This is a genomic window from Actinophytocola sp. (assembly GCF_035634895.1).
Lineage (GTDB): Bacteria > Actinomycetota > Actinomycetes > Mycobacteriales > Pseudonocardiaceae > Actinophytocola.
In genome coordinates this window covers 1-18,399 of the sequence record NZ_DASQCC010000160.1, presented here as the reverse complement: position 1 = coordinate 18,399, position 18,399 = coordinate 1, and the positions used below count along the sequence as shown (strand labels likewise).

16 protein-coding genes are annotated in these 18,399 nt (G+C 70.8%); 12 read left to right on the top strand and 4 right to left on the bottom strand.

Annotation, left to right across the window (positions count from 1 at the left end):
- Window positions 1-11: 11 nt before the first annotated feature.
- Window positions 12-1,319, bottom strand: coding sequence for an amino acid deaminase (locus VET29_RS24125; RefSeq protein ID WP_324924301.1), 1,308 nt, complete (start codon window positions 1,317-1,319; stop codon window positions 12-14).
- 137 nt (window positions 1,320-1,456) lie between these two features.
- On the opposite strand from VET29_RS24125, the gene VET29_RS24120 reads away from it, so the two are divergent.
- From VET29_RS24120 to VET29_RS24070, 11 genes are all read left to right on the top strand, one after another.
- Complete coding sequence (locus tag VET29_RS24120; protein ID WP_324924299.1) at window positions 1,457-2,386, top strand: sugar kinase; 930 nt, start codon at window positions 1,457-1,459, stop codon at window positions 2,384-2,386.
- Between the two features lie 205 nt (window positions 2,387-2,591).
- Window positions 2,592-3,350 (top strand): IclR family transcriptional regulator, encoded by a 759-nt coding sequence (locus VET29_RS24115; protein WP_324924297.1) that lies wholly within the window; start codon window positions 2,592-2,594, stop codon window positions 3,348-3,350.
- The gene (locus VET29_RS24110) at window positions 3,350-3,733 is read left to right on the top strand and encodes a RidA family protein (protein WP_324924295.1); all 384 of its coding nucleotides are present in this window, start codon (window positions 3,350-3,352) and stop codon (window positions 3,731-3,733) included. Before VET29_RS24115 ends, VET29_RS24110 begins: the two co-directional genes overlap by 1 nt.
- Before the next feature lie 569 nt (window positions 3,734-4,302).
- Entirely contained in the window at window positions 4,303-4,794 is a 492-nt protein-coding gene (gene uraD, locus VET29_RS24105; protein ID WP_324924293.1) for a 2-oxo-4-hydroxy-4-carboxy-5-ureidoimidazoline decarboxylase, read from the top strand.
- A complete protein-coding gene (gene uraH / locus VET29_RS24100; protein WP_324924291.1) occupies window positions 4,791-5,087 on the top strand; it encodes a hydroxyisourate hydrolase in 297 nt (98 codons plus the stop codon). The genes uraD and uraH overlap by 4 nt, the downstream gene beginning before the upstream one ends.
- A 3-nt stretch (window positions 5,088-5,090) precedes the next feature.
- Complete coding sequence (gene pucL / locus VET29_RS24095; protein WP_324924290.1) at window positions 5,091-5,945, top strand: factor-independent urate hydroxylase; 855 nt, start codon at window positions 5,091-5,093, stop codon at window positions 5,943-5,945.
- Between the two features lie 4 nt (window positions 5,946-5,949).
- The gene (locus VET29_RS24090; RefSeq protein WP_324924289.1) at window positions 5,950-6,825 is read left to right on the top strand and encodes a xanthine dehydrogenase family protein subunit M; all 876 of its coding nucleotides are present in this window, start codon (window positions 5,950-5,952) and stop codon (window positions 6,823-6,825) included.
- On the top strand, window positions 6,825-7,298 hold the full coding sequence (locus tag VET29_RS24085) for a (2Fe-2S)-binding protein (protein ID WP_324924288.1): 474 nt from the start codon (window positions 6,825-6,827) through the stop codon (window positions 7,296-7,298). Before VET29_RS24090 ends, VET29_RS24085 begins: the two co-directional genes overlap by 1 nt.
- The gene (locus tag VET29_RS24080) at window positions 7,295-8,650 is read left to right on the top strand and encodes an 8-oxoguanine deaminase (RefSeq protein ID WP_324924287.1); all 1,356 of its coding nucleotides are present in this window, start codon (window positions 7,295-7,297) and stop codon (window positions 8,648-8,650) included. The genes VET29_RS24085 and VET29_RS24080 overlap by 4 nt, the downstream gene beginning before the upstream one ends.
- Window positions 8,647-10,959: a xanthine dehydrogenase subunit D gene (gene pucD / locus VET29_RS24075; protein WP_324924285.1), complete on the top strand. Its 2,313-nt coding sequence runs from the start codon at window positions 8,647-8,649 to the stop codon at window positions 10,957-10,959. The genes VET29_RS24080 and pucD overlap by 4 nt, the downstream gene beginning before the upstream one ends.
- 283 nt (window positions 10,960-11,242) lie before the next feature.
- On the top strand, window positions 11,243-13,306 hold the full coding sequence (locus tag VET29_RS24070; protein WP_324924283.1) for a putative bifunctional diguanylate cyclase/phosphodiesterase: 2,064 nt from the start codon (window positions 11,243-11,245) through the stop codon (window positions 13,304-13,306).
- Between the two features lie 270 nt (window positions 13,307-13,576).
- Here the strand turns inward: VET29_RS24070 and VET29_RS24065 are convergent, their stop codons facing one another.
- On the bottom strand, window positions 13,577-13,798 hold the full coding sequence (locus tag VET29_RS24065; RefSeq protein WP_414636588.1) for a hypothetical protein: 222 nt from the start codon (window positions 13,796-13,798) through the stop codon (window positions 13,577-13,579).
- A gap of 232 nt (window positions 13,799-14,030) precedes the next feature.
- Here VET29_RS24065 and VET29_RS24060 point away from each other — a divergent pair, with 232 nt between their 5' ends.
- The gene (locus VET29_RS24060) at window positions 14,031-15,740 is read left to right on the top strand and encodes a dihydroxy-acid dehydratase (protein WP_324924279.1); all 1,710 of its coding nucleotides are present in this window, start codon (window positions 14,031-14,033) and stop codon (window positions 15,738-15,740) included.
- A gap of 86 nt (window positions 15,741-15,826) precedes the next feature.
- On the opposite strand, the gene VET29_RS24055 is transcribed toward VET29_RS24060, so the two are convergent.
- Window positions 15,827-17,362 (bottom strand): alpha-amylase family glycosyl hydrolase, encoded by a 1,536-nt coding sequence (locus VET29_RS24055; RefSeq protein ID WP_324924277.1) that lies wholly within the window; start codon window positions 17,360-17,362, stop codon window positions 15,827-15,829.
- Window positions 17,363-17,380: 18 nt separating this feature from the next.
- On the bottom strand, window positions 17,381-18,399 hold a 1,019-nt coding region (locus VET29_RS24050; RefSeq protein WP_414636587.1), incomplete at its 5' end, for a GH39 family glycosyl hydrolase.

The following is an 18,399-nucleotide window of genomic DNA, read 5'->3' as shown; positions in this document are numbered from 1 at the left end:
GACCCCGCGCATCAGAAGAAGGTCCTGATCAGGTCGACCACGGTCTCGCCGTCCGCGCCGACGACCGGGAGGATCGGGACCTTGTCGAACGTCGTGCACGGATGGGAGAGGCCGAGGCCGACCCAGTCACCGACCTCCAGCGCGTCGTCCGCGCCGAGGGCGACGAACCCGTGCTGGTCGTTGATCTTGGTGACGACGCAGCCGGTGAGCGGGGTGGTCTCTTCGCCGGCCCGGCGTTGCACGGGCACCGGCAGGTCGATGTCGTACGGCAGGTCACGCTTGCCCGCGGTGACGAACGCGAGCCGCGGCTCCGGTTTGGACATCACCTGCGCCCACGCGCGGACCGCCGGCCGCAGCTGTGGCCCGCCGAGCCGGGGATGCGCCCCGATCGGCGACGTGCGCTCGTAGAGCCCTTCGTCGTGGGTCACGTACGCGCCGCTGCGCAGCACCGGCAGCACCGGCATCGGCCACGGCTCGCCGAGCACCTCGACGACCTGGTCGAAGAACTCGCTGCCGCCGGCCGTCACGATGACCTGGTCCAGACCATCGAAGTGCCCGCGTCCGGCGAGGTCGAGCGTGAGCGCGCGAAGCCCCGACAGGAAGTCGTGCGCCGCCCCGAGTCCCTCGGCCGAGGTGTCGTCCGCCACCGCGCCCTCGTAGCCCGCCACGCCGGTCAGCCGCAGCACCGGGCTCGCGGCCACCGCCTCGGCGACCGCCAGTGCCGTGGCGGCGTCCCGGACACCGGTTCGGCCGCCGGGTGCGCCCACGTCGATCAGCACGTCGAGGGGTCGTCCGCCACCTGCGGCACGCAACGCGTCGGTCATCAGCTCGACACCGCGGACGCTGTCCACCCAGCACGTGAGCTCGAGGCCGGGCTCGCGGTCGAGCTCGCCGGCGAGCCACCGCAACGCGGCCGCGTCGACCAGCTCGTTGGCGACCATGATCCGGTTGACGCCGAAGGCCCGGTAGATCCGGAGCTGGCTGGCGTTGGCGGTGGTCAGGCCCCATGCGCCGTGCGCGAAGTGCTTGGCGTACAGCTGCGGCGCCATCGTGGTCTTGCCGTGCGGGGCGTGCGCGAAGCCGTGCCTGGCGCAGAGGTCGGCCATCGTGGTGAGGTTGTGCGTGAGCGCGGCCTCGTCGAGGACGGTGACGGGCGGGAGGAAGCCGTCGCGGAAGAGGTTGAGGCCGCGGCCCTGAACATCCCGGATGGACAGACCCTGCACCGAGTCGGGCAGGCCCTTCAACCGCCAGGTCAGCGGCTCGTCGAGGAGTGCGTCGAGCGCCGGCTGGCTCAGCCGCCCCGGCGTGATCTCTGCCATGTCCACTCCATTGCGTAATTTGCAACGGCTATTGCGCCATCTGACACGGAGTTGTGTAGCATTTCCCTGCCTGACCAGTCAACGGCACGAAAGGGTGGCCGGTGGGTTCAGTCGACGTGCTCTGCCTTGGGGAGACCATGACGCTCTTCGTGCCCGCGGAGCCCGGACCAGCGGAAGAGGTCGTCACGTGGACGCGGACGGTCGGCGGCGCGGAGTCCAATGTGGCCAGTCATCTCGCGGTGCTCGGCCTGCGGACCGCCTGGGTGAGTGCCGTCGGGGACGACGCGTTCGGCCGCGCGCTGGTGTCGGCCGTCGCCTCGTTCGGCGTCGACGTGTCCGGCGTCCAGGTGGACCCGCTCCGGCCGACCGGGCTGTACATCAAGGAAAGCGACGCGTCCGGCAGCCCCGTGCGCTACTACCGGCGTGGTTCCGCGGCGTCCGGCATGGGGCCCGCGCTGCTCGGCACGCTGCCGCTCGACGGCGTGCGGGTCGTGCACACCAGCGGGATCACGCCCGCGTTGTCGGACAGCTGCCTCGAGATGATGCGGGCGCTGGCCGCGGCGCCGCGCACGTTCACGCTGTCGTTCGACCTCAACTGGCGGCCCCGGCTCTGGGCGGACCGCGACCCGGCGGTCCTGCGGGACCTGGCGGCCGTCGCGGACATCGTGTTCGTCGGGTCCGACGAGGCGGAGCTCATGTGGGGTCTCGGCGAGCCCGGCGCGATCCGTGAGTTCCTGCCGGAGACTCCCACCCTCGTGGTCAAGCAGGGCGAGCGGGGCGCGACCGTGTTCGAAGGGACGTCGCCGCCGGTGTTCCAGCCGGCGCTGAGGGTCGACGTGGTCGAGCCGGTCGGCGCGGGCGACGCGTTCGCCGCCGGGTTCATCTTCGGCACCCTCTCGGGCTGGACACCCCGGCGGCGGTTGCGGTGCGGACACCTGAGGGCCGCGTCGTCACTGCTCACCCACCACGACGTGGGGCCGTCGCTACCGGCGGAGTTCGTGTCGAGGATGCTGGACGCCTCGGAGGCCGAGTGGGCGGCCGCCACCGTGACCGGAGACCACCCGTGACCGAAGCGAATCCCACCGTCGGTCCGTACGAATGGGACTTTCGTGCGGACCGCGGGAGCAAAGAGGACGGTTCGCTCGTTGCCATGGGAAGATCGTCGGGCAGGCAGGGTGAGGGGTCGGGCGGTCCCGGCGAGAGGTCGGGCAGGACTCGCGGTGGGTCGTGCGGGCCGGGCGAGAGGTCGGGCAGACCTGGCGAGGGGGAGTCGTGAGCCAGAGCCTGGATCGTGCACTCGTGCTGCTGAACGAGCTGGCGAACGGACCACGCACCCTCGACCAGCTGGCCGAACGGGTGTCGGTGCACAAGTCGACCGTGCTGCGCCTGCTGCGGACGCTGGAGTCGCACCGGTTCGTGCAGCGCAGCGGCGTGCGGTACTACCGGCTCGGCACGTCGCTGTTCGAGCTGGCGTTCCAGGCACTGGACGAGCGGGACGTGCGCCGCAGCGTCGAGCCGGCGCTGCGGGCGCTGAACGCGGAGACCGGGCACACCGTGCACCTCGCCTCGTACGAGGACGGCGAGGTGATCTACATCGACAAGTACGAGAGCCGGCACAACGTGCGGATGTACTCGCGGATCGGCCGGCGCGCGCCACTGCACTGCACGGCCGTGGCGAAGGTGTTGGTCGCGGCGATGCCCCAGGATCAGCGGGACGCTGTCGCCCGGTCGATCACGTACGAGAAGATGACGCCGAACACGATCACCACGCCACGCGAGTACCTGGCGGAGCTGGCGCGGGTGGCCGAGCGCGGGTATGCCGTCGACAGCGAGGAGCACGAGGAGCACATCCACTGCGTCGCCGCGCCCGTCCGGGACGCGCGCGGAGTGGTGGTGGCGGCGATGTCGCTGTCCGTGCCGCAGGTGCTGCTCGACCTGGACGGCCTGCTCGCGCTGGTGCCCACACTGCTCGACGCGTCCGCACAGGCGTCCGCCGAGTGCGGTTTCACCGGTTTCGGAAGGAGCAACTGATGGCGAAGGTCGCGATCCACCCGGAGGGCACGAAGATCCCGACGGTGCCGCTGACACACGGCATCCGAAAGGGCAACATCCTGCAGGTGGCAGGCCAGATCGCCGTCGACCCGACGACCAACGAGCGCGTCGGCGCGAACGACGTGACCGAGCAGACCCGCCAGGTCATGCGCAACGTCAAGGGTGTCCTGGAAGCCGGCGGCGCCACCCTGGAGGACGTGGTGATGTGCCGCGTCTACCTCACGGACGTGGCCCACTTCGGTGAGATGAACGACGCCTACCGCGAGTTCTTCGAGGAGTCCTTCCCGGCCCGCACCACGGTGTACGTGGGTCTGCCGGAAGGCCTCCTGGTGGAGATCGACGCCCTGGCCGTGCTGGACTGAGGCCTCCGGAACGGGCCTCCGGAACGGGCCCTGCGGAACGGGCCTCCGGAACGGCCCTGCGGGCTCGGGAAGCGCCCTGCGGGCGGGCTCGGGAACGGGCACTCCGGGATCGGCTGGGCGTCGCCGGCGGAGTTGTCCACAGCCCGCGCGGTCTCCCGGGAAGCGGCTCCGCCGCTTCCCGGGATGAGATGGCTGCGCCTGACGAGGCCCCGAGAGACGCGAGTGCCCCCTTCGCCCGGCCCGTCTGGACGAAAGCTATCCACAGCCCTCGCTGACCACGGACTTCGCAGGCCCCGCCGCCCCGGCCGGCAGAACGGCAGGCTGGGCCCCACCGGCAGAACGTCAGCCGGGCCCGCTGGCGGAATGGCACGCGGCCCCACTGGCTTCGGGCCAGGGCCTCGGCAGAGTCACAGCACCACGGGCCAACGGGCTCACGAAGACCGGCTGCCGTTGATCATGAAAGTTCGGCCAGGCAGCCGTTGAGGGGCCGGACGCGAGTCGTCACCGACCGGGTTTCAGTGGTGTGTGAAGTGGGGCGAGCGTGGCCTTGGATCAGTACAGTTCCGAGGATGTCCGACCATTCGCCCCTCGACCGGCTGAACGTCCAGGAGCCGGCCGCGGCCGAGCGTGACCTGCTGGCCTGCTGCGCCTCGCGCCGCTGGGCCGACGAGATCCTCGCCCGGCGCCCCTACCACGACCTCGCCCAGCTCCGGAGTGTCTCCGAGCAGGTGCTCCGGGCGCTGACCTGGGCCGACGTCGAGCAGGCGCTCGCCGCCCACCCGCGCATCGGGGAACGTGCCGACGGCACGTCGACCGAGGCCGGCTGGTCGCGGGGCGAGCAGGCCGGTGCGACCCCGGGCGAGGACCTCGTGGCGGGGAACCGGCGGTACGAGGAGCGCTTCGGGTACGTCTTCCTCATCTGTGCCACCGGGTTGTCCGGGCCGGACATGCTCGCGGCCCTCCACGGCCGGCTCGGCAACGATCCGGCGGCCGAGCGCGACGTGGTCCGTGAAGAAATGCGGAAGATCGTCGACCTGCGGCTGGGAAAGGCGTACGGATGAGCCTGTCCACCCACGTGCTCGACACGAGCGAGGGGCGGCCGGCCACGGGCGTCCGCGTGCGCCTCGAGCTGCACGACGACGGATGGCGCACGATCGCGGAAGGTCACACCGACGACGACGGCCGGGTCAGTGGTTGGGACACCGTCGAGCCCGGTGTGTACCGGCTCGTCTTCGACGTCGCGGGGGAGTTCTACCCCGAGGTCGCCGTCGCCTTCCGGGTCACCGACGACAGTCACTACCACGTGCCGCTGCTCATCAGCCCGTACGGCTACTCGACCTACCGGGGGAGTTGACCCATGGACATCAGGCTCGGCGACAACCAGTACGGCAAGGCGGAAACCCGCCTCGTCCGGGTGGACCGGGGCGAAGCGGGCCACGCGATCACCGACCTCAACGTCACCACCACCCTGTCCGGTGACCTCGCCGCGACGCACCTCACCGGCGACAACTCCGGCGTGCTCCCGACCGACACCCAGAAGAACACGGTCTACGCCTTCGCCCGCGACGGAGTCGGGGAGATCGAGGACTTCGCGGCGCGGCTCGCGAAACACTTCGTCGACACCACGCCGACCATCCGCCGTGCCCGGGTGCGGATCGAGCAGTACAGCTGGGAACGGTTCGGTCACCACTCGTTCGTCCACCGCTCCGGGGCGCGCACCGCGTCGGTGACCTACGACGGCACGGCGGCGACCGTCGTGTCCGGGGTCGACGACCTGGTCGTCATGAACACCACCGGCTCGGAGTTCCACGGGTTCCACAAGGACGGGTACACGACGCTCCCGGAGACGAACGACCGCATCCTCGCGACCGCCGTCTCCGCGCGGTGGCGCCACGGGCGCGCGGTGAACGACGACTGGCGCGCGTCGCACGAGGCGGCCACCAGCCGCCTCCTCGAGGCGTTCGCCGGCACGCATTCCCTGTCACTGCAGCAAACCCTCTACGCCATGGGAGAGCAGGTGCTACGGCACCGGGAGGAGCTGGTCGAGGTTCGGCTGTCGCTGCCCAACAGGCACCACTTCCTCGTCGACCTGTCGCCGTTCGAGCTGGACAACCCCGGCGAGGTCTTCTTCGCCGCCGACCGGCCGTACGGGCTCATCGAGGGCACGGTCGTCCGGGACGGCGCACCGGACCCGGGTCTGGCGTGGTGGTGATCGAGTGGACTTCCTCCGACCGTCCACTGTGGACGAAGCGCTGGCGCTGAAGGCCGAGCACCCCGATGCCGTGCCCATCGCCGGCGGCACGGACGTCATGGTGGAGCTGAACTTCGACGCGCGCCGCCCACCCGCGCTGCTGGACCTGGGCCGCCTCGCCGAGCTCGCCGAATGGAGCCGGACTGACGGGCGCGTCAGGCTCGGCGCGGCGGTGCCGTACACGCGAATCGTCACCGAGCTCGCGGAAACCCTGCCTGGGCTGGCGATGGCGGCACGCACCGTCGGCTCACCGCAGATCCGCAACCGGGGCAGCGTGGGCGGCAACCTCGGCTCCGCTTCCCCCGCGGGCGACGCGCATCCGCCATTACTCGCCACCACGGCGGACGTCGAGGTGGCGTCCGTCCGTGGCACGCGAACGATCCCCGTGCGGGAGTTCTACCAGGGGCCCAAGCGATCCGTGCTCGAACCCGACGAGCTGATCACCGCGGTGACCGTGCCGGTCCGGAGCGGGCCGCAGCAGTTCGCCAAGGTCGGCACCCGCAACGCCATGGTCATCGCCGTGTGCTCGTTCGCGGTGTCGATCGACCTGGCCGCCAGGACCGTCGGCACGGGCATCGGGTCCGCGGGGCCCATGCCGCTGCGCGCACCGGAGGCCGAGCGGCTCGCCGCCGCCGAGCTGCCGTGGGAGTCGCGGGATCCGTTGCCGGACGAGGTCTCCCGCGAGTTCGGCCGGCTGGTCGCCGCCGCCGCGCGGCCGATCGACGACGTTCGTGGCAGCGCGGACTACCGCCGGCACGCGCTGTCCGTGCTGGCCGGCCGCACCCTCGGCTGGGCATGGCGGTCTGTGTCCGACGGCTCGATCCACGAGGAAGGGGACTGATGCGCGTCAACGTGGAGGTCAACGGCGAGCAGCGGACCGCGGACGACGTATGGCCGGGCGAGAGCCTGCTGTACGTGCTGCGTGAGCGGCTCGGCCTACCGGGCGCCAAGAACGCCTGTGAGCAAGGCGAATGCGGGTCCTGCACGGTCTACCTCGACGGCACGCCGGTGTGCGCGTGCCTGGTGGCCGCGGGCCAGGCCGAGGGCCGGTCCGTCACGACCGTCGAGGGACTGTCGACCGGGGACGAGCTGGATCCGGTCCAGGAGGCGTTCGTCCGCACCGGCGCTGTCCAATGTGGATTCTGCACCCCGGGTCTCGTGGTCGCCGCCCACGACCTCGTCAACCGCCATCCGGGCGCGAGCGACGCGGAGATCCGGGAGGCGCTCGCCGGGAACCTGTGCCGCTGCACCGGTTACGAGAAGATCCTCGACGCGGTGCGGCTGGCGGCCGGCAAGGTGAAGGAGCAGGCGTGAGGATCGTCATCGAGAACGCGGCCATCGCGACGGTCGACGGCGAGGAGGCCGGCACCGAGTACACCGCCGGCCATGTGGTGGTCAACGGCAACGTCATCGAGGCCGTCGGTGAGGGGAAGGCGTCAGACGGGCCGGCCGACCGGCGCGTCGACGCGACCGGATGCCTTGTCACGCCGGGGTTCGTGAACACCCACCACCACCTCTACCAGTGGGCGACCCGCGGCTACGGCCAGCAGTCGACACTGTTCGAGTGGCTCGTCGAGCTGTACCCGGTGTGGGCCGGCATCGACGAGCGGATCACCAACGCCGCCGCGGTCGCCGGCCTCACTCGCCTCGCGCGCACCGGCTGCACCACCGCCGCCGACCACCACTACGTCTTCCCGCGCGACGGTGGCGACGTGTTCGGCGCGACCGTCGAGGCCGCCCGCCGGGTCGGTGTCCGCCTGCACGCCGCGCGGGGCTCGATGGATCGCGGCGAGTCGCACGGCGGCCTGCCGCCCGACAACATCGTCGAGACGACCGACGGCGCACTCGCCGGCACGGCGGAGGCCGTCGACCGCTATCACGACTCGTCGCCGGAGGCGATGGTCAGGATCGCCGTCGCCCCGTGCTCGCCGTTCTCCGTCAGCGACGACCTCATGCGTGAGGCCGCGAACCTGGCGCGGGACAAGGGAGTCCGCCTCCACACCCACCTCGCCGAGACCCTCGACGAGGAACGCCAGTGCCTCGCCGAGTACGGCTGCACCCCGGCGGAGCTCGCGGACCGGCTCGGCTGGCTCGGCGACGACGTGTGGTTCGCGCACGGCATCCACTTCTCCGACGACGCCGTCAAACGGCTGGGCGAGACCGGCACCGGCGTCGCGCACTGCCCCACCTCCAACGGCCGCCTGGGCTCGGGCTTCGCGCGGGTGCGGGACCTCGTGCACGCCGGCTCACCCGTCGGCCTCGGCGTCGACGGCGCGGCGTCCAATGAGGACGGTGGGCTCGGTGTCGAGCTGCGGCAGGCGGTCTACTTCGCCCGCCAGAACAAGGGCCCGCACTCGGCCTCCGCCCGCGACGGGCTGTGGCTCGCGACCATCGGCGGCGCTCGCTGCCTGGGTCGCGAGGGGGAGATCGGCTCGATCGAACCCGGCAAGCAGGCCGACCTCGCGGTGTGGCGGCTGGACACCCTCGACCACGCGGGCATCGCGGATCCCGTGGTGGCGCTGGTGTTCGGCGCGCTCCCGCCGCTGAGACTCCTGCTGGTGGGCGGCAATCCCGTGGTCGAGGAGGACCGGATGGTGACGGTCGACGAGGCCGACGCCGCGGTCGCCCTGCGCACCGCGTCGAGGCAGCTCGCGGAGAAGCGATGACCACGACCCAACCGCTGGTCACCAACGTCACGGGCGGCGTCGGTGAGAGCCCGCTGAGACCGGACGGCGCCCAGAAGACCCGCGGCGAGTTCGCCTTCTCCTCGGACCTGTGGGCCGACGACATGCTGTGGGGCGCCACCCTCCGCAGCCCGCACCCGTACGCCCGCATCAAGGGGGTCGACCTCACCGAGGCGCTCAAGCTCCCCGGCGTGTACGCGGTGCTCACCCACGAGGACGTGCCCGGCGACAACCTCTACGGCCTCGAACACGCCGACCAGCCCGTCCTCGCCGTCGACGTCGTGCGCTACCAGGGCGAGCCGGTCGCGATCGTCGCCGCCGACCACCCGGAGACCGCCCGCCGCGCCGCCGCGCGCATCGCCGTCGACTACGAGATCCACACCCCGGTCACCGACGCCGAGGCGGCCATGGGACCGGACGCGCCGGTCCTCCACCCGCCGCACGGGAGCAACATCGTCCGCCACTGCCCGATCCGCGCGGGCGAGGAGAACCCGGTCGCGGACGTCGTGGTGACCGGCGAGTACACGGTGGGCATGCAGGACCAGGCGTTCCTCGGCCCGGAGTCCGGGCTCGCCGTGCCGGCCGAGGACGGCGGCGTCGACCTGTACATCGCGACGCAGTGGCTGCACGCCGACCAGCGGCAGGTCGCGGGGGCGCTCGGCCTCGACCACGACAAGGTGCGCCTGCACCTCGCCGGCGTCGGCGGCGCGTTCGGTGCCCGCGAGGACCTGTCGATGCAGGTGCACGCCTGCATGCTGGCGCTGCGCACCCGCAAGCCGGTCAAGATCGTCTACGGCCGGGAGGAGTCGTTCTTCGGCCACGTGCACCGGCACCCGGCGCGGATGCGGTACGAGCACGGCGCCACCCGCGACGGCGACCTCGTCTACATCAGGGCGTCGCTGATCCTCGACGGCGGCGCGTACGCCTCGACGACCTCGGCCGTCACCAGCAACGCCGCGACGCTCGGCGCCGGCCCGTACCGGGTGCCGAACGTGCACATCGACTCCTACGGCGTGTACACGAACAACCCGCCGTGCGGTGCCATGCGGGGGTTCGGCGCCGTACAGGCATGCTTCGCCTACGAGTCACAGATGGACAAGCTGGCCGCGGCACTGGGCATGGACCCGGTGGACCTCCGCGTCCGCAACGCCGCCGAGCGCGGCACCCGCATGCCGACCGGTCAGGTCATCGACTCGCCCGCGCCGGTCGCGGAGCTGCTGGAACGCGTGCGGGACAAGCCGTTGCCGGCCGAGCCGACCGGACCGCGGGACCTGCGGGAGCTGCCCGGCGGCGTCGCCAACACCACCCACGGCGAGGGCGTCGTGCGTGGCGTCGGCTACGGCGTCGGCATCAAGAACGTCGGCTTCTCCGAAGGGTTCGACGACTACTCGACCGCCCGCGTCCGGCTCGAGGTGATCGCGGGCGAGCCGGTCGTGTCCGTGCACACGGCCGCCGCCGAGGTCGGCCAGGGGCTCGTGACCCTCCAGGCGCAGATCGCCAGGACCGAGCTCGGCGTGCAGCGGGTGCAGATCCAGCCGTCCAACACGTTCGTCGGCAGCGCCGGCTCCAGCTCGGCGTCCCGGCAGAGCTACGTCACGGGCGGCGCGGTCAAGGCCGCGTGCGAGGAGGTGCGCACGGCCGTGCTGGAACTCGCGGCGAAGCAGGGGTTGGCCGGTGCCGGGCTGGCGGGCGGGAAGGTCGTGTCCGCGTCGAACGAGGTGCTCGCGGACCTCGCCGAGGTGCTCGGCGACGAGGCGGTCGAGCGGACCGTCGAGTGGCGGCACCGCGCGACCTCGCCACTGGATCCGGTGCGCGGTCAGGGTTTCGCCCACGTGCAGTACGCGTTCGCGGCGCACCGGGCCGTGGTCGACGTGGACGTCGAGCTGGGGCTCGTGCGGGTCGTGGAGCTGGCGTGCGCGCAGGACGTCGGCAAGGCCATGAACCCCGACGCGGTGATCGGCCAGATCCAGGGCGGCTCGGCTCAGGGCCTCGGCCTCGCGGTGATGGAGGAGATCCAGGTCGTCGACGGCGTCGTGCGCAACCCGTCGTTCACCGACTACCTCATCCCGACCGTGCTGGACATGCCGCCGATGTCGATCGACGTGCTGGAGCGCGCGGACCCGCACGCGCCGTACGGGTTGCGTGGTGTCGGCGAGCCGCCGACCCTGTCCGCGACGCCGGCGATCGTGGCGGCCATCCGCGCGGCGGCCGGGGTGGCGCTCACCAGGGTTCCGGTCCGGCCGGAGCACCTCGTCGGGCCGGTTCTCCCACAAAAACCTGTCGGAGCGTGACGAACTGCATGGTAGTGCTCTCCAGTCGGACCTGGTAGTCAGTAATGTTGCAGTTACCGACCGGCATTGCCGGAGCGTAGTCGCTTTCTGTGTGTGCCCTACCCTCACGAATGATTGTTACTGAACGTAGTTCACCTGAATGGCCTACACGATGACACGTAGGGTGTCTCCAACGTCGGTGACTGGACCCCGTTCGGGTGCAGAGGGGTTGCGCATTCACTGGTAGTGTCACAACCCGCTGACCGGAGAAGGACAACCATGACTTGGCCACTGGATGGCTCCGGTGGATCGACCTGAGCTGGCGCGGGAGTGGGCGGGGGCGCTTGAACAGGTCATCTACATCGCGCGGGCGCGCGAGGAGGTCGAGAGCGGGCTGACCAAGGCTCTCGACGGCATCGCCGACGCCATGTGTGCGGACCCATTCGACGACATGCTGGTCACGGCTGTCGCGGAACGGTTGGTGGACCTCGGTTTGACCAGCCCCGAGTGTGTGGAATCGTCGATCAAGGTACTGGGTGCGGGGATGCCGAAGCTGTCCGGGGTCGCGGACCTCCAGGGGCTGCCCACCCGGCTCGTGCTCGTGTTCAGTGCCCTGGCCAAGGGGTTCGCCGAGGCGATGCGCCAGCGGCTGTCCGAGGAGCAGGAGGCGCTGACGCTCGCGCTGATCCGCTCCCGCGAGAACGCCGAGCGCGCACTGCGGGACAGCGAGGCGCGCTTCGAGGAGATCTTCTCCGCCTCCAGCGTCGGCATGGCGATCACCGACCTCGACTTCGAGGTCCTCCGCAGCAACCGCGCGCTCGCGAACATCCTGGAGTACAAGGGCGGCAAGCTCGGCGTCACGAGGCTCGACGACATCTTCCGCGCGGACGACCTCGACTACCTGCGCCTGCGGTACCAGGTGCTGAACGAGGAGGGCACGCCGCCGTTCCGTGAGCGCCGCAGCCTGCGCAAGAGCGACGGCGAGGAGGCGCTGGTCTTCCTGTCGGCGTCGGTGCTGCGTGACCCGGGCGGCACGCCGCAGTACTACGTCACGACCGTGGAGGACGTGTCGGAGCGGCACTTCCTCGAGAGCCAGCTGCGGTTCCAGTCGATCACCGACGCGCTGACCGGCTTACCGAACCGGCAGCGGTTCGAGGGTCGGCTCGAAGAGGCGCTGTCGGGCAAGAACGCCGCCGAGGAGCTGACGATCCTCCACCTCGATCTCGACGGGTTCCACGCGGTGAACGACGGCATCGGCCGGGAGGTCGGCGACCGGCTCCTGCAGACCGTCGCCCTGCGGCTCAACGACATGTTCGCCGAGGAGAAGGCCACCGTCGCGCGCTTCGACGGCGACGAGTTCGGCGTCCTGATCGAGCACCAGGCCAGCACGCCGGCGGGCACGGTCATGGCGATGCGGATCAACGACGAGCTGGCCGAGCCGGTGTTCGTCGGTGACCAGGGGGTGGCCGCCACCGCGACGATCGCCGTGCTGCACGACCCGAAGCCGGACGCGACGCCCGAGGAGCTGTTGCGTGCCACGGACATCACGCTGCGCCGGCTGAAGGCGGGCGGGCGTCGGCAGTGGGGCATGGTCGACGAGCAGCAGAACGCCTCCGACCGCGACCGGCTCAGCCTCGCGAGCACCATGCCTGGTGCCTGGGAGAGCGGCGAGATCGAGCTGGAGTACCAGCCGCTGGTGTCCATTCCGGAGCGGAACGTCGTTGCCGTGCAGGCGTTGTTGCGGTGGAACCACGCCGACGGCTCACTCGACCACGAACGGTGCCTCCAGGCGCTCGCGGAGACCGGGCTGGCGCTGCCGATCGGCCGGTGGATGCTGTCGCGTGCCTGCGAGGAGCTGAAGTCGCTGCCCGGCCGCCCGGTGCTCTACGTCGAGCTGCCCAAGGAGCTGGCCGGCGACCAGGACCTGGTGGCGACGGTCCAGGCCGTGCTGTCCGACGCCGGGCTGGCGCCGAAGGACCTGCGGCTCGGCATGCCGGTCCAGGCGCTGTGCCTGCCGGACGGGATGGCCGAGGACAACCTCGAGGTGCTGGTCGACCTCGGGCACTCCGTCGTGCTGTACGAGTTCGGCACGACGAGCGGTGACCTCGCGTGCCTGGAGGACCTGCCGATCCACACGGTCAAGATGTCGACCCGGGTGGTCAGCCGCATCGCCAACCGCAGCAGCGACGAGACCCTCTTCACCCGCACCATCCGCGACCTGGTCCCCCTGGTCCGCGGCGACGGCACCCCGGTCATCGTCGGCGACATCGACACCAGGGAACAGTTCGACTGGTGGTGCGAGGTCGGCGTCGACACCATCCTCGGCGGCTACACCGGCACCCCGGGCCCAGCAAGCGCCCTAACCTGACCCCTCGCGAGTCCCGCGTTCAAACACACCGAGTCCCGCGTTCAAACACAGTGAGTTGCGGTTTCGTGCACACGGCCCAGCCCACGATCTGCACGAAACCGCAACTCGGGGTGTGCGAACGCGGGACTCGCTAGGTTTGAACGCGGGACTCGCGGGTGGCAAATGCCGGTTGGTTAACGGGGCTAAACAGGTCGGCTAAGCGTGGTGGAGTGATTACCGCGAGAGTTTTTGCCGTTTTCCCAGTTGATCTGGCAATTGGGGTGGTCAAAATCAGGCGGCGGCCGGCGCGGGGGCCAGTGCGGCCACTCCGGCGTCGGTCAGTGCGGCGGGAACGAGCGTGCCGACGGCCCCCTGGTGCGCCGGCTCGATGAACCCGTCGTGTGCGAGTGTGTGCGCCAAGTACTGGTCACAGCAGGGCACCCCGTCGATGAACAGGTCAGGCTCGCTGGAGCAGCGCAGCTGCGCGCGGCCGGCGACGACCGCTCTGAGCATGGACAGGGCCCTGTGGTTCAGACCTTCTGGTAGCGCGGACATGATGTTCCCCGGTTTGTTGTGTGCCTGTGGAGTATGTGTATCACTCGGTGCCGACAATTCGTTGGATGCTCGCCGGACCTCATTGGTTTCATCGAACTTTCTTACCGAGTGTTACCAACAAGGAGTGCCCCGCGTCCAGTCAGATACGCACACTTCCCAAAAGGGCGGTGGCCGGCGGTACGGTTCGATCATGTCTGAGTCGCAGCGCCGCAGTCAGCAGTGGTACGCCGGGGACGACCGGAACGCCTACATCCACCGCGCCTGGATGCGCAGGGGCCTGCCGAGGGAGGCGTTTGACGGCCGGCCGCACATCGCGATCGCCAACACCGCCTCGGACCTGACGCCCTGCAACGCGCACCTGACGGAGGTCTCGAAGTCGGTCGCCGACGGTGTGTGGGCCGCCGGCGGAGTGCCCCTCCACCTGCCGGTCGTGTCGCTGGGTGAGACGCTGCTGCGGCCGACGGCCATGCTGTTCCGCAACCTCGCGGCCATGGCGACCGAGGAGATGCTGCGTGCCAACCCGATCGACGGGGTTGTGCTGCTGGGTGGGTGCGACAAGACGATTCCCGCCCTGCTGATGGCGGCCTGCTCGGTGGACCTGCCGGCGCTGGTCGTGCCGGGCGGACCCATGCTGACCGGGCATTTCCGCGGCAAGCCCCTGGGCTGTGGCACGGACGTGTGGCGGCTGTCGGAGGAGGTCCGGGCCGGCGAGCTGTCGCGGGAGGAGTTCATCCGTTCGGAGTCGTCGATGATCCGCAGCCGCGGCCACTGCAACACGATGGGGACGGCGTCGACGATGGCGTGCGTGACCGAGGCGCTGGGCATGACGATCCCCGGCCTGGCCGGTACGCCGGCGCCGGACAGCGGCCTGCTGGAGATGGCGCATCAGTCGGGCCGCCTGTCGGTGTCGATGGCGAACGCGGAGCGCAGGCCGAGCGAGGTGCTGACCCGGGCGTCGTTCCTGAACGCGATCGTGGCGCTGGCGGCAATTGGCGGCTCGACGAACGCCGTGGTCCACCTGCTGGCGATTGCCGGACGGCTGGGCGTGGAGCTGTCACTGGACGACTTCGATCGCACCGGTTCGGGTGTCCCTCTACTGGTGGACCTCCAACCGGCCGGTAAGCACCTGATGGACGACCTGCACCGAGCGGGCGGGCTGCTGGCGGTGCTGAACGAGGTGTCGGACCTGCTGTCCCCGTCGGCGATCACGGTGACGGGTCAGCCCCTGACGTCGTACCTGCCCGACGCGCGCATCTACGACGAGTCGGTCATTCACCCCCGCTCGGCGCCGCTGCAGGAGTCGGCGGGCATCGCCGTGCTGCGCGGCAACCTGGCCCCGTCGGGCGCGGTGATCAAACCGGCGGCGGCGACCCCCGAGCTGCTGACCCACCGGGGCCGGGCGGTCGTCTTCGACTCGATCGAGCACCTGAACGCGACGATCGACACGGTCGAGGTGGACGAGGACTCGGTGCTGGTGCTGCGTGGCTGCGGTCCGAAGGGCTACCCGGGGATGCCGGAGGTCGGGAACTTCCCGCTGCCGGCGAAGCTGCTGGCGAAGGGCGTACGGGACATGGTCCGCATCAGCGACGCCAGGATGAGCGGCACGGCGTACGGGACGGTGGTGCTGCACGCCGCCCCGGAGGCGGCGGCGGGCGGACCGCTGGCCCGGGTGCGCACCGGCGACCCGATCCTGCTGGACGTCCCCAACCGCCGCCTGGAGGTGGAGGTCCCGGACCTGGACTCCCGCCCGGTCGCCGAGGCCGCAGCCCAGGCGTTCGCGACCCCGACCCGTGGCTGGCAGCGGATGTACGTGGACCACGTACTACAGGCCGACGAGGGTGCCGACCTCGACTTCCTCCGCGGCGCCACGACCACGTCCCCCACCCGCGAGTCTCACTGACTGTTCCGTGAGCGCCCGGACGACCTCCCGTGCGCTCTCGGAACAGTCGACCCCCGACATCGCCGACCGGCCGGTGAACGCGACGGTCAGTCCGCGAAGACGGCGTAGCTCTCCCCGGCCATGGACAGCACGCCGTCGCGGACCTCCACGCCCTCACCCAGCACCCGGGTGCCGGTGACCGGGATGTCCGTGTGTGCCGGCTGGTAGGCCGGGTTCACCGCCACCGTGAAGCGGTCGCCCCGGCGGTAGACGAACGGGTAGCCCGGATTGATGATCCGCACGGTACCGGTCGTGCCCAGCTCCGGGTTCGACCTGCGCAGCGCGATGAGCTCCTTCACGAGGCTCAGCGTCGACCCCGGGTCGGACCGCTGGTCGGCCACGTTCGGGCGGGTCGGCGACGGGTCCGGTGGCAGGTAGGTGACCTCGGGATCCGTTCGCTCCCACTGCATCGGCGTTCGCGACCCCGCGCGGTTCCAGCCCTTGTGCGCCAGCCGCAGCACGCTGCCCTCCAGGTCCGGCAACCCCGGCTGGTACTGCATGCCGATCTCGTCGCCGTAGTAGATCGCCGGGAGGGTCGGCCAGGTCAGGATGAACGTCAGCGCGGCGCGTGCCTGCTCCGCCGTCCGTGCGGCCGCCACGAGCCGCGGGTAGTCGTGGTTGGACGTCGGCAGGACGATGTACCCGCTGTCGCCGATCGTGGTCATCGCGGTCGCCCACTCCGCCAGGAACTCCGACACCGAGCCCGCGCCGGCCGCGTCGAAGTAGCACGGCCGCGGCCGGAACGTCGGGTCGTACACCGCGCCGTTGTGGAACAGCGACCGGAATGCCTGGCTGGCGCCGAAGTGCAGGAAGAAGTCCGCGTGAAACCCCGCCGGCACCGAGACTTCCGGCTGTGTCCACTCGCTGAACAGGGCGGCGTTCGGGTGCGCGTGGTCGAGCCAGCCACGCAGCTCACGCCACAGGGCCCCGGTCTCCAGCTTGCCGGGGTCGTCCTTCACCAGCGACGCCGCCATGTCCACCCGGAAACCGGCGACCCCCGTGCGCAGCCAGTAGTCCATGATGTCCCGCAGCGCCTGCCGGTTCGCCCGCGGTCCCGGCGCGTCCACGGGCTGGCGCCACGGTTCCGCCTCGTTCATCCGCCCGTAGCCGAAGTTCAGCGCCGGCTGCACGGGGAAGAAGTTGGGCAGGTAGAAGCCTTCCCGCCGGCCCGGTGACGGCTCGAACCCCGGCGCCTGCTCCGCCGCCCAGACGTAGCGGTCGTCGGACGGGTCGTCGGCCGAACGGACGAACCACTCGTGCTGATCGGACGTGTGCCCGGCGACCAGGTCGAGCAGCACCCGGATTCCCTTGCGGGACGCGGAGTCCACGAGTTTGGCCAGGTCGTCGCGGCTGCCGTAGCGCGGGTCGATCGCGTAGTAGTCGGCCACGTCGTAGCCGGCGTCGCGCATCGGCGAGGAGAAGCACGGGTTGAGCCACACCGTGTTCACACCCAGCCACGCCAGATAGTCCAGTTTGGACTCGATGCCGTTCAGATCGCCGATGCCGTCGCCGTTGCTGTCGGCGAAGCTCTGCGGGTAGATCTGGTACAGCACGGCGTCGGCGAGCCACGCTGGCATGGCCATGAACACTCCTCGCGTCGGTCAGCTCCGGGTCAGCCGCAACGACCGGATCCCGGGCATGGGCAGCGCAACGGTGACGGAGGCGACGCCCTCGTCGCCGACCGTCACCTTCGCAAGGTACTCGATCGGCAGCCTGTCGGTGGCCCGCAACGTGATCCACTGCTCCTCGTCCGGCCAGTCCTCGCCGCCGAGCTCGCGCCACACCCGGCCGATGTTGGCGTGGTGCTCGTCCACCCGCGTCGAGGTCACGGCGTACGTGCCGGGCGCGAGACCGTTCACCGTGACCGTCACGTCGCGGTCGAGCGCGGCCGCGCCGTCCGTCTTGGACTGGTCGAGCGTTCCGTTCCACACCAACACGTCCACGGTCCCGCCGGCGCGCGTGGCCAGTGCCTCGACCAGTGAGTTCCCGCCGTCGCCGGCACATTCCGCCGGCACCCGGCCGCCGGCCAGCCGCGACAGCAGGTACAGCGCCCAGAACCGGGGCTTGCGCAGGTTTCCGACGGTCAGCAGGCCGAAACCGCCGTGCAGCAACCGGGGTGGCCAGCCCAGCTCCTCGAAGTGGTCCGAGCACACCCAGTACGCGAGGCAGTCGGTCGACTCGAGCGCGCTCTTCATGCCCCGCAACACGAACGGCGCGGCGAACACCGTGTCGCTGACCTGGTGGAAGTGTGTGGGCGTGACGCCCCACTCGGTCCAGAGGATCTCCGGTGCCGGCCGGCCGGTCAGCTCCGCGAAGGAGCTCGTCAGCGGCCGCAGGTCCAGTGGGGCGTTGCCGTAGGTGTGCGTGGAGACGAAGTCGATCGGCACGTCGTGCTCGCGGCAGTGGTCCAGCAGCGCGCCGACCCAGCCGGCCGCCGCGGAGGCCGGCCCGCCGACCCGGATGCGTGGGTCGACCGCCTTGACCGCGCGGGCGGCGATCTCGTACAGGCGGTGGTAGTCGTCCTGGGTGCCGTTCCAGAACACCGCGAGGTTGGCCTCGTTCCAGACCTCGAACTCCCAGGTCGCGACCTCGTCTGCGCCGTACCGGTGCCGCCGGTGTG